The 13,606-nt window shown below is 71.9% G+C and carries 13 protein-coding genes and 1 pseudogene; 5 read left to right on the top strand and 9 right to left on the bottom strand.

Annotation, left to right across the window (positions count from 1 at the left end):
- Window positions 1–142: 142 nt before the first annotated feature.
- Window positions 143–937: pseudogene (locus R2S09_RS19415) on the top strand (pectinesterase family protein); the annotation flags it as partial.
- Window positions 938–1,359: 422 nt separating this feature from the next.
- Here the strand turns inward: R2S09_RS19415 and R2S09_RS19410 are convergent.
- Both R2S09_RS19410 and R2S09_RS19405 read right to left on the bottom strand, forming a co-directional pair.
- Window positions 1,360–2,985 (bottom strand): RHS repeat-associated core domain-containing protein, encoded by a 1,626-nt coding sequence (locus tag R2S09_RS19410; RefSeq protein WP_316742335.1) that lies wholly within the window; start codon window positions 2,983–2,985, stop codon window positions 1,360–1,362.
- Between the two features lie 51 nt (window positions 2,986–3,036).
- Window positions 3,037–3,273, bottom strand: a complete 237-nt coding sequence (locus R2S09_RS19405) for an RHS repeat domain-containing protein (RefSeq protein WP_316742334.1) — start codon at window positions 3,271–3,273, stop codon at window positions 3,037–3,039.
- Window positions 3,274–3,605: 332 nt separating this feature from the next.
- Between R2S09_RS19405 and R2S09_RS19400 the strand changes: the two genes are divergently transcribed.
- On the top strand, window positions 3,606–4,400 hold the full coding sequence (locus R2S09_RS19400) for an HAD family acid phosphatase (protein WP_316742332.1): 795 nt from the start codon (window positions 3,606–3,608) through the stop codon (window positions 4,398–4,400).
- A gap of 43 nt (window positions 4,401–4,443) precedes the next feature.
- Here the strand turns inward: R2S09_RS19400 and R2S09_RS19395 are convergent, their stop codons facing one another.
- The 7 genes from R2S09_RS19395 to R2S09_RS19365 all read right to left on the bottom strand — a co-directional run bounded on the left by R2S09_RS19395 (window position 4,444) and on the right by R2S09_RS19365 (window position 10,620).
- On the bottom strand, window positions 4,444–4,644 hold the full coding sequence (locus R2S09_RS19395; RefSeq protein ID WP_306183796.1) for a hypothetical protein: 201 nt from the start codon (window positions 4,642–4,644) through the stop codon (window positions 4,444–4,446).
- A gap of 66 nt (window positions 4,645–4,710) precedes the next feature.
- The gene (locus tag R2S09_RS19390; protein WP_316742330.1) at window positions 4,711–6,159 is read right to left on the bottom strand and encodes a penicillin-binding protein 2; all 1,449 of its coding nucleotides are present in this window, start codon (window positions 6,157–6,159) and stop codon (window positions 4,711–4,713) included.
- A gap of 61 nt (window positions 6,160–6,220) precedes the next feature.
- Window positions 6,221–6,916 carry a response regulator transcription factor gene (locus tag R2S09_RS19385; protein ID WP_306183984.1) on the bottom strand — a complete coding sequence of 232 codons (696 nt, stop codon included), beginning with the start codon at window positions 6,914–6,916 and terminating at the stop codon, window positions 6,221–6,223.
- Window positions 6,917–6,933: 17 nt separating this feature from the next.
- A complete protein-coding gene (locus tag R2S09_RS19380) occupies window positions 6,934–8,193 on the bottom strand; it encodes a histidine kinase (protein WP_316742329.1) in 1,260 nt (419 codons plus the stop codon).
- On the bottom strand, window positions 8,190–9,236 hold the full coding sequence (locus R2S09_RS19375; RefSeq protein WP_316742327.1) for a hypothetical protein: 1,047 nt from the start codon (window positions 9,234–9,236) through the stop codon (window positions 8,190–8,192). Before R2S09_RS19375 ends, R2S09_RS19380 begins: the two co-directional genes overlap by 4 nt.
- 136 nt (window positions 9,237–9,372) lie before the next feature.
- A complete protein-coding gene (locus tag R2S09_RS19370) occupies window positions 9,373–9,843 on the bottom strand; it encodes a GNAT family N-acetyltransferase (protein WP_306183802.1) in 471 nt (156 codons plus the stop codon).
- Window positions 9,844–9,846: 3 nt separating this feature from the next.
- Window positions 9,847–10,620: an IclR family transcriptional regulator gene (locus tag R2S09_RS19365; RefSeq protein ID WP_030180087.1), complete on the bottom strand. Its 774-nt coding sequence runs from the start codon at window positions 10,618–10,620 to the stop codon at window positions 9,847–9,849.
- Window positions 10,621–10,761: 141 nt separating this feature from the next.
- Between R2S09_RS19365 and R2S09_RS19360 the strand changes: the two genes are divergently transcribed.
- The 3 genes from R2S09_RS19360 to R2S09_RS19350 all read left to right on the top strand — a co-directional run bounded on the left by R2S09_RS19360 (window position 10,762) and on the right by R2S09_RS19350 (window position 13,535).
- Window positions 10,762–12,291, top strand: a complete 1,530-nt coding sequence (locus tag R2S09_RS19360; RefSeq protein ID WP_316742325.1) for an aldehyde dehydrogenase (NADP(+)) — start codon at window positions 10,762–10,764, stop codon at window positions 12,289–12,291.
- A 44-nt stretch (window positions 12,292–12,335) separates the two neighbouring features.
- Window positions 12,336–12,944, top strand: a complete 609-nt coding sequence (locus tag R2S09_RS19355; protein ID WP_306183804.1) for a DUF1349 domain-containing protein — start codon at window positions 12,336–12,338, stop codon at window positions 12,942–12,944.
- Between the two features lie 87 nt (window positions 12,945–13,031).
- Entirely contained in the window at window positions 13,032–13,535 is a 504-nt protein-coding gene (locus R2S09_RS19350) for a GNAT family N-acetyltransferase (RefSeq protein WP_316742323.1), read from the top strand.
- Window positions 13,536–13,606 lie beyond the last annotated feature (71 nt).

The following is a 13,606-nucleotide window of genomic DNA, read 5'->3' as shown; positions in this document are numbered from 1 at the left end:
CCGCAGAGCATGATGACCATGTCTGCGTCAATCCAGAAGGGGACCCTCGTGGCCCAAGCCGCAGCCGTGGCGAAACCGCCCGCGCCACCCCGGCGGCGCCGTGCCTCCGCCACGCCGCGCAGGCTGCCCTACCTGCTGATCGCCCCGGCCGCCCTGCCGCTACGGCTCACCAGCCGCCCGCCTCACCCCGCGGACCCTCTACGTCGACCCGCACGGCCGCGGCGACTCCACCACCGTCCAGGCGGCCGTGAACGCGGCCACCGGCACCGGCCGGACCCTGGTCCTGGCGCCCGGCACCTACCGGGAGACGGTCGCCGTGGACGCCTCCCGCACGGACATGACCTGGCTCGGCGCCACGGGAGACCCCCGGGACGTGGTGATCGTGTACGACAACGCGGCCGGCACGCAGAAGCCGGACGGTTCGGGCGCCTACGGCACCAGCGGCTCGGCCACGACGACCGTCCGGGCCGACGGTTTCACCGCGCACCGGATCACCTTCGCCAACGACTGGCTGCGCGCGGACCACCCGGACTTCTCCGGCACCCAGGCGGTCGCGCTGAAGGTGCTGGGCGACCGCTCGGCGTTCCGGCAGTGCCGCTTCCTCGGCCACCAGGACACCCTGTACGCCGACTCGATGTCACTCGCGGCCTTCCCCCGCCAGTACTTCGGGCACTGCTACGTCGAGGGAGACGTCGACTTCGTCTTCGGCCGGGCCACGGCGGTGTTCGACGGCTGCCACTTCCACACCCTGAACCGCACGGACCTGGCGGCCGCCCCGTACGGCTTCGTCTTCGCGCCCTCCACCGCGGTCGCCGACCCGCGCGGCTACCTGGTCACGCGCAGCCGTGTCACCAGCGAGGCCCCGGACGGGTACTACAAGCTGGCCCGCCCCTGGGTGCCCAGTTCCGACCCCACCGCCCGCCCTTCACGCACAGTCTTCCGAGGCGAGCGGGCGGAACGCCGACAGAGCGTCCTGGTAGTCGGACGATGCCGCATCCTCTGGAGGGAGAGTGCGGGACAAGGCTTCGGCAGCGGATGCGATCGCCGCAGCGAGCTCAGGTGCGGTCGTGCGGGCGATGAGACCGTCCTTCGTGGCGACGGACACGCCGTCCTTCGCGCGCCGGAACACGAGACCGAAGGAAGTGTCGACGCCGGTGAACGCGTATGTCTTGGCGCTGCTTCGCAGAAAGGGGCCCAGGCCGTCCAGGAGTTGCACGACAGACAGGTAGATCATCATGCCTTGGTCCGGGGAGTGTCCCGCCGACTGCGCCGTGCCGAGATCGCCGGTGACGTGGATGTCTCCCAGGTCGAATCCGCTGGGTCGGCCCTGGCCGGGGCGAACGGTGAACTGCACGGTGATCACGGCGTGTAACTCTTTCCTACGGGGAAGAAGGTGATGATGCGGTTTCCGTCCTCCGAGTCGACGACCAGTCGGTACCGGGCTCGCATTCCGTTGACGACCATTCTCTTTTCAAAGGTCTGCATCCGACGCGCGGGGTCCGATACCCGTGTCCCCTTGTCGATCATCGTCTGCGCGGCTTTCTCCACCTGTGCACGGGTGGTCGACGGGGGCATGAGGTCACCATGACCGCCGGAGGCGGTGCCGGCGATGTGCCGCTCGTCGATGTGCTGCCACCCCTCCTTGGGGTTGCCGTTCTCCATTCTGGGAGATGTGCGGCAAGCCGCGAGGCCATGGGGATCGATCCAGGTGAGCGGGTTCGGCCCGTACCAACAGGGATTTGGGCCGGCGTCGAGTCCGAGCGGATCGGGTGATATGTAGCGCGCGGTCTCCGGGTCGTAGTACCGGTGGAAATTGTGGTGCAGACCCGTCTCGGCGTCCCAGTACTGGCCCGGAAAGCGGATGGGGCAATCCACGGACTCGCTGTCGTCCGTCGGAGCCGGGTATGCGTTCCCCCACAGAGTCGTACGGCGCTGCCATGCCACGTCGCCGTCGACGGACACAAGTTCGGTCGGCGTACCGACCAGGTCCGTGATGACCGCATGGAAACGGGCGGTGCGGTCGGGGTCGGCCGTCGCTTCCTCCGCCAGCCGGGCGAAGAACGAGGTGCCCGGGTGCCGGACCGCGGGTCTGTGGTCGATCTGGGCGACGGGACGGTGCGTTCCCGGTGCGTACTCCCACGTCTTGACCCTGCCGTCAGCCGTGCTCTGCTCGGCCACCTGACTGCCGTCCCAGCACCATTCCGTGCGTTCGCCGGCCGTACCGGAGCCGTCCGTACGGTATTTCGCGGTGCGGCGGCCGATCGCATCATATGCGTAGCGCCAGTGCTCGCCCTCGGGGGTGATGGCGTCGGTGAGCCGATCCTCGGCGTTCCAGCTGTACGTCCACTGCCGCTTCTGCCCATTGAGCAGTCTGCGGGTCCTGCGGACCAGGCGGCCTTGAGCGTCGTACTCGTACTCGGTGCGCCCGGAGCGGCGGATCAGGGTGCCCTTGAACTCACGATCACCGGATGCGTCGTGATGCGGAGCGGCGACGTGGACCACGTTGCCGACGACGTCGTATGCGTACGTCTCGGCCCAGCCGTGCGCTCGTACCCCCGTGACGCGTCCCATGGTGTCCACGTCGAAACGGCGGGTACCGGACGTCAGTTCGCGGATCTCTGTCACATGACCGGCGGCCTGGTAGGCGTAGGCGCGATGCTGAAGCAGGCGCTCGGTACCCGCAGATACATGCACCGCCAGGGACTGAGTGGTGAGACGGTCGCCTCGGTCCCAGGTCTGGGTGAGCGCAACCGCCTTTCCGATACGCCGCTGGACTTCGCGTCCCACGGCATCATGGACGAACCGCAGTTCGCCGTTTCCGCTCTCCAGACTGATGGGCCTGCCCACGGGGTCGTATGTCCACCGCGACACCATCCCGCTCGGTGTCTGCCGACCGGTGCGGCGGCCGAGGGCGTCGTACGTGTACCGGGTCGTGCGACCATTGACCGTCTCGGTCAGAATCCGCCCCAGTGCGTCCCGCTCCATGGTGACATCGGCGTCCGCATTGGCCGCGCGGACCAGAGCGCCGTCGGGCCCCTAGACGAACGACGTGACATCCTCCGTACCGGACCGATGCTCCGCGACCCGCCCCAGGGCGTCCCGGGTGAAGCGCATGGTTTCCCCGGCACCGTTGGTGCGTGAGGCAAGGCGTCCTGCCGCGTCGTGCGCATACGTGAGGACACGGCCGTCGAAGTCCGTCTCCGTGACCAGCCGCCCCGCCTCGTCGTAGCGGTACGACCAGGTCAGGTTACGGGCCTCGTCCTCAACGCTCACCGGCACCGCCGTGCTTGCCGTCACCGTCGACCTCGCCGTGGCCCATCGGCGGTCTTGATGTCCAGGACCTTGCTCGGGTCCTTGCCTTCGCCCACCTGGCAGTCCTTCCCCCGTTCGCGATCGCGGCTCCCGACCCTAGGGGAGGCGGGTCAAGCGGAGGTCATGCCGCAACCACATGCGGGCAATGCCCCGTGTGAAGGAATTGCGTATCGATCGGGTAACGCCGCTCGCGGCTGGTGCGCAATGCGCGTAGACAGTGCGTGACCTGGTGCCGCGTCATGTATTTGGCGCAATCTCACCGGTCACGTCCATCGACCAGATCCGGAGATCCCATGCGGAAGTCCCTCAGAGCCGCCGCCCTCGCCGCGGCCTGCGCCGTCGCCGGTGGTGCCCTCTACGGCGCCGGTGCCGCCACCGCCGGGCAGTCCACCGCCAACTCCACCCACGAGCCCTACAACATCGGGCTGCTGACCAAGGACATCGACACCTACTACGGCACCACGCCGGACGGCAACGGCGTCTACCAGGCGTCCCCGGACAGCCCGTACGCCAAGGACCTGGCGCGCATCGACGCCGACGCCAAGCGGTACATCGACAAGGCGGCCCGCCAGGCCGGGCACAAGGCCGACAAGCCGGCCGTCGTCTTCGACATCGACGACACGCTGCTGCTCAGCCTGGACTACGAGAAGAAGAACAACTACGGCTACAGCAGCGCCACCTGGGCGGCCTACGTCAACCAGGCCGACCGGCCGGAGGTCTTCGGCAGCCCCGAGCTCGTGCGGTACGCCGCGAGCAAGGGCGTCACCGTCTTCTACAACTCGGGTCTGAGCGAGGCCCAGCGCTCCGCCGCCGTGGAGAACCTGAAGAAGGTCGGCGCCGACGTCAACCTCGACGCCGACCACATGTTCCTCAAGGACACGGCCAACCCGCCGGCCTACCTGAGCGGCTGCGCCGCCCCGGGCGCCTGGAAGTGCACCACCGTCCAGTACAAGTCCGGTACCCGCAAGCACATCGAGGACCTCGGGTACGACATCGTCGCCAACTTCGGCGACCAGTACTCCGACCTCGACGGCGGCTACGCCGACCGCACCTACAAGCTGCCCAACCCGACGTACTTCGTCGGCTGAGCCGCACGGCGCGCGGGCGGCACGGCGTCCGGCGGCCGATCCGCTACGGGTCCGCGCCGGGTGCGGTGCCGCCGGGTGCGGTACCGCCCGGCGAACTGCTGTCGGCCGAGGTGCCGGCGCCGTCGCGCGGCGTGAAGTCGCCGGTCACCGACCGGTGCCGTCCCCGCGCGATGGCCGTCGCCGTGCAGCGGTCCTCCCGCGCGTTCCGGCCGCCGCGGTCGTGGTCGTACTGCCCCGCGAACACCCACGTGCCCGCCGGGACCGTACGCCCGGTCCTGAAGGCCGCCCGCACAGCCTGCGGGGGCCACTGTCAGTCGGCGAGGGCCGCCTTCATCATCGCCTTGGCCACCGGTGCCGCCAGTCCGTTGCCGCTGACCTCCGAGCGGGCCGCGTCCGACTGCTCGACGACCACCGCGACCGCGACCTGCTTGCCGGTCGCCTGCGAGGTGCCGTAGGACGTGAACCAGGCGTAGGGCACCTTGCTGTTGTTCTCGCCGTGCTGGGCCGTGCCCGTCTTGCCGCCGACCGTCACACCGGGGATCCGGGCGTTGGTGCCGGTGCCCTGCTCGACCACCGTGCGCATCGCCGACCGCAGCTGCTCGGCGGTGCGGGAGCTGACGATCCGCTTGCTGTCGGCGGAGTCGTCGTAGTTCCGCAGCACGTCGCCGTTGCCGTCGGTGGTCCGCGACACCATGTGCGGGGAGACGAGCTCGCCGCCGTGGGCGATGGCCGCCGACACCATCGCCATCTGGAGCGGAGTGGCGGTGACGTCGAACTGGCCGATGCCGGTGAGCGCGGTCTGCGCCTTGTCCATGCCGGAGGGGTACACGCTCGGGTAGGCGCGCACCGGCACGTCCTGCGACTCGTCGTCGAAGCCGAACTTCTCGGCCATCGCCCGCACCTTGTCCTGGCCCAGATCGACGGCCATCTTCGCGAAGACGTTGTTGCAGGAGTACTGCAGCGCGGTGCGGATGTCGGCGTCCTCGCAAGGGGCGCTCGGGTTCTCGTTCGACAGCACCCGTGTGGTGCCCGGCAGCGTGTAGGGGTCGGGGCTGTCCGTCCTCACGTCGACCGACGAGTACAGCCCGTCCTCCAGCGCGGCCGCCGCCACGACCAGCTTGAACGTCGAGCCCGGCGGCAGCGGCCGGCGCAGCGCGCGGTTGGTCATCGGCTTGTCGGGATCCCGGGTCAGCTTCTTCCAGGCGTCGCCGTCGCCGGCGCTGAGCACGGTGGGGTCGTACGACGGCGTGGAGACCACCGCGAGGATCTTCCCCGTGGCCGGGTCGATCGCGACGGCGGCGCCCTTCTTGTCGCCGAGCGCCTCGTAGGCGGCCTTCTGCACGTCCGGGTCGATCGTCGTGATCACGTCGCCGGGGGTGGCCCGCTTGCCGGTGAGGGTGTCGAGCGGGTTCTTCAGCCGGGTGTCGGTACCGTCCAGGAGGTCCTGGTAGATGCCCTCCAGCTGGGTCGCGCCGTAGGCCTGCGAGCTGTAGCCCGTGACCGCCGCGTACAGCTTGCCGTCGAGGTACGTCCGCTTGTACTTCAGGTCGCCGCTGGTCTCGGCCGAGCCGGTGATCGCGCTGCCGGCGACGACGATGTTGCCCAGCGGCTGGGCGTACGTCTCGATCGCCCTGCGCCGGTTGTCCTTGTCGTCGGCGAGGGCCTTGCCGTCGTAGAACTGCACCCAGGTCGCCCTGGCCAGCAGCGCGAACACGAGCAGCAGTGTGAAGACGGCCGCCCGCCTGATCGTCTTGTTCATCCCGTTCATCCCAGTGGAGGACGAGGGGGAAGGGGCGGAACGTTCCCGTCCGCCCGGTTTCTCATCGGACGTTCATGAAGCCCGACTCGTAGGCGGCGATCACCGCCTGGGTGCGGTCGCGGGCGCCGGTCTTCGCCAGCACCCCCGCCACATGCGTCTTGACGGTGGCGGGGCCGACCTCCATGCGCCGGGCGATCTCCGCGTTGGTCAGCCCGGCCGCCATCAGCCGCAGCACCTCGCCCTCCCGGACGGTGAGCCGCGCCACCCAGGCCGGCGGTGCCGCGGACGCGCGCGCGTGCTCCTCGGCCAGCGCCCGTACGGCCGACGGGAACAGCAGGGTGTCGCTGCGCGCGACGAGCCGCACCGCCTGCACCAGGGTGTCGGCGTCCGCCCGTTTGAGCAGGAACCCGGCGGCTCCGGCGCGCAGAGCGTCGTAGACGTAGGAGTCGTTCTCGAAGGTGGTGACGACCACGATCCGGGGCGGGGCCGCGGTGAGTGTGGCGAGGATCTGCTCGGTGGCCCGGATGCCGTCGACCTCGGGCATGCGCACGTCCATGAGGACCACCTCGGGCCGTGTCTCTCGCACGACGGACACCGCCTCGGCGCCGGTCGCAGCCTCCCCGACGACCGTCAGGTCCGGCTCGGCGGCCAGGATGGCCCGCAGGGCGGTGCGGACCATGCGCTCGTCGTCGGCGAGCACGATCCGGATGACCGGCTCAGGCGCCGGCGGCTCACGTGTCAGCGGCTCACTCGTCATACGGGTCCCTTCGACCGTCATACGGGTCCCTTCAGCGGCAGTCGTACCCACAGGCGCCACGCCCCGTCCGCCTCACCCGCGTGCGCAGCGCCGCCCAGCAGCCGGGCGCGGTCCGCGACGCCCCGCAGCCCGTGGCCGCCGCCGGGCCGGGCGGGGGCCGCCGCAGGCCCCTGCCTCAGCGGGTTCTCGACGGTGATCTCCAGGTGCCCGTCCACGGCGCCGATCCGGACCGTGACCGGGACCTGCCCGCCCGCGTGCTTGAGCGCGTTGCTCAGCCCCTCCTGGACGATGCGGTAGGCCTCGCGGGAGACCACCGGGGGCAGCGCCGAGGGGTCGGTGTCCACCTCGGCGGTGATGCGCGGACCGCCGGCGCGGGTGCGGCGCAGCAGTCCGTCGAGGTCGGCGGCGAGGGTGGGCGCCGGGGCCGTTCCGGGGGCGTCGCCGTCCCGCAGCACACCCAGGACGGCGTCGAGTTCCCCGACCGTGCGCCGTGCGGTGTCCTCGATCGCGGCGAGCGCCTCCCGGACGAACTCCGGGTCGGTGCCGAGGAGGCGGCGGGCCGCGCCCGCCTGGAGGGTGACGGCGCTGAGCGCGTGCCCCACGGAGTCGTGCAGTTCGCGGGCGAGCCGGTTGCGTACGGCGAGGCCGGCGGCGCGGGCCTCGGCGGCGGCCAGCCGGTCCTCCGGGCCGGGCCCGAGCAGGGCCGGCGCCCAGCGGGCGAGGAGGGTGCCGCAGCCGGCCGCGCAGCCGGCGAGCGCGAGCAGGGTCGCCGCGCCCGCGACCGGAGCGAGCACCAACGCCCAGGAGCGGCTCAGCACTTCGGGCAGGCCGAGCCGGGTGTCGCGCAGGCCCGCGAAGACGGGCAGCACGATCAGCACCACCCCGAACGGCGGCACCGACAGCGACATGCCGGAGACGATCCCGCCGAGTCCCAGGTGCAGCGTGAACCAGGCCGCCGTACGCCCCTTCGCGGCCCGGGTCCGGGCGGGCCCGTCGGCCAGAGCGCCGGCGTCCACCCCGCACAGCGCGCGCACCGCCGCCACCGACATCGGCCGGGTCAGCGGGAACAGCGAGGTGACCGCGGCCAGCGGCAACCCGACGGCGAAGGAGGCCAGTTGCAGCGGAAGCGAGGTGAACACGTCCGACGAGCCGCTGACCGGGCCGACGATCACCGCGCCCACCAGGACGTACGGCATGACGAGTGCGCCGCCGAGGATCAGATGGATCCAGCGGCGGCGCGCCACACGGCCCAGCAGCAGCCGGAGGAATCCCCTCACGCCACCCGCCGGTCCTGTTGCCCCGCGTGTGCGGCCGAGCGCTCGGCGAGGAAGTGCGCGCCCAGGGCCGCCACCAGGAAGCCGGTGATCATCTGGACAGCGTAGACGAGGTTCATCGGCGGTGTGGGCCGGTCGGCGAGTTCCTCCACGGAGGTCAGCGAGGCCAGCGACAGCCAGCCGCCCCAGCAGACCAGGACGCCCGAGCCCACCCAGGCCGGCGCGAGCGGCACGGCCACCGGCAGCCGGCGGCCGCGCCGGAAGGCGAGCTGAACGGCGCCGGCGACGGCGGCGAGGACGAAGCAGGCGTCGGTCGCCTCCAGGACGTAGAAGTCGGAGGTCCGGTCCGCGACGCGGCCCGCACTGAGACCCGCGGTGCCGCCGCACGCCCACACCAGGTGCGTCACCAGCGGGAACAGGGCGAACACGCAGGCCGCCACGGCGCACACGCGCTGCGCCGGCCTGACCGCCCCGGCGGGCAGCTCTCCCACCCGCCCGCGCCACACATGCCCCCAGCGGCCCCGGGCGTAGAGCAGGAACAGCGCGCCGAGGGCCAGACCCTGCACGATGAAGCCGGTGTACACCACCCCGAACACCCACTCGTGCAGGAACGGCCGGCGGCCGGTGCCGGACGACTTGTCCACCGCCCCGCCCAGCGCGCGCACCAGGAGTTGCAGCGGGTAGCCCGTCATGATCGGCGCGAGCAGCCCCGTGGCCACCCATGCCGGCAGGGCGAGCAGCCAGGCCGGCACCCGCAGCCCCCGCGGCCGGGTCAGCAGCAGCGCCAGCACGATCACGGCCGCGTCCAGGAGCACGCTGACGGTGTTGGCGACGGCCATGGCCGTGCGGTGCTCCAGCAGCGTGCTGCCGTCCGGGATCCCGATGCGGCTCCCCGCGATCCAGGCGGTCTTGAGCGAGAGGTACGGCACACAGGCCGCGATCGCGACGGCCCGCAGCACTCGGCGCGGCCGGTCGAGGACGGCCGCGGGGGTGCCGGCGGTGGGGGCCTCGGCGGTGCCGGGCGGAAGGGCGGGCGACTCGGTCATGCCTCCACGCTCCCGCGGGCACCGCGCCCCGGCCTCCCGCGCGCCGACGATCCGCCTCCGCCGCGCGGGGGAGGCGCCGTACGCCCCTACGGCGCCTGCCCGTACGCCGCTACGGCGCTCGCTGTCCGGGGCCGCGTCAGCCGTGCAGGGTGAGCACCGTCTCGTCGATCTCCTCCCCGCGTGCATGGGCGTACCCCCGGGCCGTCGCGGTCCGCCGGAAGCCGCACTTCTCCAGCACTCGCAGCGAGCCGGCGTTGTCCGAGGCCGCCCGGGCGTACAGCGGGCGTTCGGGGACCTGGGCCAGCAGGGCGCGCAGCGCGGCCGTGGCGATGCCCTGCCCCCAGTAGGCGCGGTCCACCCAGTAGGTGACCTCCCGCTCGCCCGGCTCGCCGTACACCGCGGTGCTGCCCACCACGTCACCGTCGGCCAGGATCGTGCGCAGCACGTCGGAGGAGGCGCGCACCTTGGCCCAGTGGGCGTCGAAGGCGTCCCGGTCGGCCGGGTCCTGCGGGGTGAAGGCGGCCATCCGCAGGGACTCGGGATCGTTCATCTGCCGGAAGAACACGGGCAGATCGCTGTCGTGGACCTCGCGGAGCACGACTTCCATGGCTCACAGCCTCCGGGTGGCGAGCGTCAGGCGGTCACGGGCGTCGAAGAGGGCATCCTTCACCATCTGCTCGTGCGCGGGCGTCAGGCGCGCCACGGGGATCGAGCAGCTGATCGCGTCGCGGGCCGGGGTGCGGTACGGGATCGCCACGCCGAAGCAGCGCAGGCCCAGCGTGTTCTCCTCGCGGTCGACGGCGTAGCCCTGCTCACGGATCTGGTGCAGCTCCTCGATGAGCTTCTCGCGGTCGGTGATGGTGTGCTCGGTCAGCGCGGGCAGCGTCTCCGGGAGCATCTTGCGGACCTGCTCGTCGGTGTACGTGCTCAGCAGCGCCTTGCCGAGCGAGGTGGAGTGGGCGGGCAGGCGGCGGCCGACGCGCGTGAAGGGGCGCAGGTAGTGCTGCGACTGGCGGGTGGCCAGGTAGACGACGTTGGTGCCGTCCAGACGGGCCAGGTGGATGGTCTCGGTGGTGTCGTCGGAGAGGCGGTCCAGGGTCGGCCGGGCGGCCGCGACCACCTCGTCGCCGTCGATGTAGGAGGTGCCCACCAGCAGCGCGCGCACCCCGATGCCGTACCGGGTGCCGGTCGCGTCGGTCTCCACCCAGCCCAGCTCGACGAGCGTGCGCAGCAGCATGTACAGACTGGACTTGGGATAGCCGACGGCCTCCTGGACCGCGGCCAGGGAGTGCATGCCGGGGCGGCCGGCGAAGTACTCCAGCAATTCCACGGTCCGCACCGCGGACTTGACCTGCGCCCCGCCGCCCGTCTCGCCTGCCGCCATCGCCCTTGACCCCTTCGTTCGACGAGGACCTGAAGATATAGTCTCCGGGAGCATATTCATCATCAGAGACAGTGTTCAGTATATCGAACGTCTCTGAGGGATGACCCACGTACTGCGGCAAGACATGTGGAGGGACCCGCGGTGGCAGCAGCACCAGTCTGGAGCGTCGATCCCCGTACCGGGAAGCAGCGGGAACAGGTTGCGGTGGAGGCCACAGCGGAGGAGGTCGACGCCGCCGTCCGGGCCGCGCACGCGGCGCGCGGCGCGCTCGCCGACCGCACCGTGCGGGCCGCCTTCCTGCGCACGGCCGCCGACCGCCTCGAGGCGGCCCGGGACCACCTCGTGGAGGCCGCGGACGCCGAGACCGCGCTCGGCCCGGTCCGGCTCACCGGCGAACTCGCCCGGACCTGCTACCAGCTGCGGGCCTTCGCGGGCATCGTCGACGAGGGCGCCTTCCTCGACGTGATCATCAACCACCCCGACGACACCGCCACCCCGCCGGTGCCGGACCTGCGCCGCTACAAGGTGCCGCTCGGCGTCGTCGCCGTCTACTCCGCCTCCAACTTCCCCTTCGCCTTCTCGGTCGCCGGCGGCGACACCGCGAGCGCGCTGGGCGCCGGGTGCCCGGTGGTCGTCAAGGCCCACCCCGACCACCCGGCGCTGTCCGAGCTGGTCGCCAGGGTGCTGCGGTCCGCCGCCGCCGAGCACGGCATCCCCGGGGGCGTGCTCGGGCTGGTGCACGGCTTCGAGGCGGGCATCGAGCTGATCAGGCACCCGCTGGTGGCCGCCGCGGGCTTCACCGGCTCCGTACGCGGAGGCCGGGCCCTGTTCGACGCGGCCGCGGCGCGGCCGGTGCCGATCCCCTTCCACGGCGAGCTGGGCTCCCTGAACCCCGTCCTCGTCACCGAGGCCGCCGCCGCGGAGCGCGCCGAGGCCATCGGCGCCGGGCTCGCCGGGTCGATGACGCTCGGCGTCGGACAGTTCTGCGTCAAGCCCGGCCTGGTGCTGGTCCCGGCGGGCGCGTCGGGCGACACCCTGGTGAAGTCGCTGACGGACGCCGTCAGCGACACCGAGGCCGGCGTCCTGCTCGACCACCGCATGCGCGACAACTTCCTCACCGGCATCGCCGAACGCGCCGAACTGACCGGCGTGGACTCGCCGGTCACTCCGGGCGCGGGCGGCGAGCACACGGTGAGCGCCGGCTTCCTCACCGTCCCGGCCGAGCGGCTGGCCCGGGAGGGCGACCACGACCTGCTGCTGGAGGAGTGCTTCGGACCCGTCACGGTCGTGGCCCGCTACACCGACGACGGCGAGGCCACGGCGGTCCTCTCCCGGCTCCCCGGCAACCTCACCGCGACCGTGCACCTGTCCGCCGAGGAGGCGGCCGGCGAGGGACGCGGCGCCGAGCTGCTGGCCGAGCTGACCCCGCTCGCCGGACGCGTCCTCGTCAACGGCTGGCCGACCGGTGTCGCCGTGGCCCCCGCCCAGCACCACGGCGGCCCCTACCCGGCGACCACCTCCACGTCCACCTCCGTGGGCGGCACGGCGATCGAGCGCTGGCTGCGGCCGGTGACGTACCAGAACGCCCCCGAGGCGCTGCTGCCGCCGGAGCTGCGCGACGACAACCCGCTGGGCCTGCCCCGCCGCTACGACGGCCGCCTGGAACGCTGACCCCCCGGGCCGTACGGCGCGGGGAGAACTGGGAGACTCCGGCCATGGACGTAGAACTCCCCGAACTCCCCTTCGCCCTGCGCACCTACGGTCCGGACGGCCACTGGTCCTACGAGGACGGGGTCCTCACCGGCTGGGCGGGTCCCCGGCAGGACCGTTTCGTCCCGCCCACCGGTGAGGCCCTGGACCCCGCCTCCGACGCGCCCCGCCTCCTCGGGGCGCCCGAGGGCGACTTCCAGCTGATCGCCCGGGTCACGGTCGGCTTCAACGCGTCCTTCGACGCGGGCGTGCTCTACGTCCACGTCGGCGAGCGCGCCTGGGCCAAGCTCTGCCTGGAGTACTCCCCGAACGTGCCCACCATCTGCACGGTGGTCACCCGGGGTCACTCCGACGACGCCAACTCCTTCACGGTCGAGGGCAGCTCGGTGTGGCTGCGGGTGAGCCGCACCGGCCGCGCGTTCGCCTTCCACGCCTCCCGCGACGGCAAGCACTGGACCTTCGTACGCCTGTTCACCCTGGGCGACGAGAAGGAGACGGGCGCGGCCCTGATCGGCTTCATGACCCAGTCGCCCCTGGGCGAGGGCTGCGTGGTGACCTACGACCACCTCGAGTTCCGCCCCAACTGGCCGGACGACCTGCGGGACGGCAGCTAGAGGTTCAGCTAGGGGGTGTCTCGTTCTTTCGAACCGGGCCGGGTCCGGCCTGAAACCGGCGGCGGCCGCCGGTACGTCCTCCGTTGTGTGATCAGTGAACGAGTGAAGGGCGCTCCGGTGATCCGCACCGCCCTGCCCGTCGAGGCCGAGACCATCGCCGACCTGCACTTCCGGGCCCGTTCGACGTACTACCCGGACGGCGTCCCGCAGGCCGGCGTCGACTGGTGCGAGGCCTGGCGCGGGTCCATCGAGCGCCCCGACGGACATGTGCTGTGCGCCGTCGAGCACGGCCGGATCGTCGGCATCGCCTCCTTCCGCACCCCGGACGGCGCACCCGCGGACACGGTCAAGCTGTTCCAGTTCCACGTCGACCCCGGCCACTGGCGCTCCGGCATCGGTACGGCCCTGCACCGGGCCTGCGTGGAGGAGTGGCAGGCCGACGGCAAACGCACGGCCGTCCTGGAGGTCCACGCCGACAACACCCGCGCCCAGGCCTTCTACGCCCGCCGGGGCTGGCTCCCCGACCCGGGGAACCCGCCCGCCGAGGGGGACCACCACCTGGCCCTGCGGTACGCCGTGACCGGGGAATGAAAGCGAGCTCGTTGAAGGTTCAGGTATCGGCGGAGAGAGTCTCCGTGGCTGTGCGAGCTGGAGAAGAGCCG

The sequence above is a fragment of the Streptomyces sp. MK7 genome (assembly GCF_032658145.1).
Lineage (GTDB): Bacteria > Actinomycetota > Actinomycetes > Streptomycetales > Streptomycetaceae > Streptomyces > Streptomyces spiralis.
Note: the sequence above shows the minus strand (reverse complement) of the source record. Positions and strands in the feature narration are given on the sequence as shown.

Bases quoted from the DNA above. Each gene is read 5' to 3' on its own strand.
- R2S09_RS19410 (WP_316742335.1), bottom strand. From the start codon at position 2,985: ATGGAGCGGGACGCACTGGGGCGGATTCTGACCGAGACGGTCAATGGT.
- R2S09_RS19400 (WP_316742332.1), top strand. From the start codon at position 3,606: ATGCGGAAGTCCCTCAGAGCCGCCGCCCTCGCCGCGGCCTGCGCCGTC.
- R2S09_RS19390 (WP_316742330.1), bottom strand. From the start codon at position 6,159: ATGAACAAGACGATCAGGCGGGCGGCCGTCTTCACACTGCTGCTCGTG.
- R2S09_RS19385 (WP_306183984.1), bottom strand. From the start codon at position 6,916: ATGACGAGTGAGCCGCTGACACGTGAGCCGCCGGCGCCTGAGCCGGTC.
- R2S09_RS19375 (WP_316742327.1), bottom strand. From the start codon at position 9,236: ATGACCGAGTCGCCCGCCCTTCCGCCCGGCACCGCCGAGGCCCCCACC.
- R2S09_RS19370 (WP_306183802.1), bottom strand. From the start codon at position 9,843: ATGGAAGTCGTGCTCCGCGAGGTCCACGACAGCGATCTGCCCGTGTTC.
- R2S09_RS19365 (WP_030180087.1), bottom strand. From the start codon at position 10,620: ATGGCGGCAGGCGAGACGGGCGGCGGGGCGCAGGTCAAGTCCGCGGTG.
- R2S09_RS19355 (WP_306183804.1), top strand. From the start codon at position 12,336: ATGGACGTAGAACTCCCCGAACTCCCCTTCGCCCTGCGCACCTACGGT.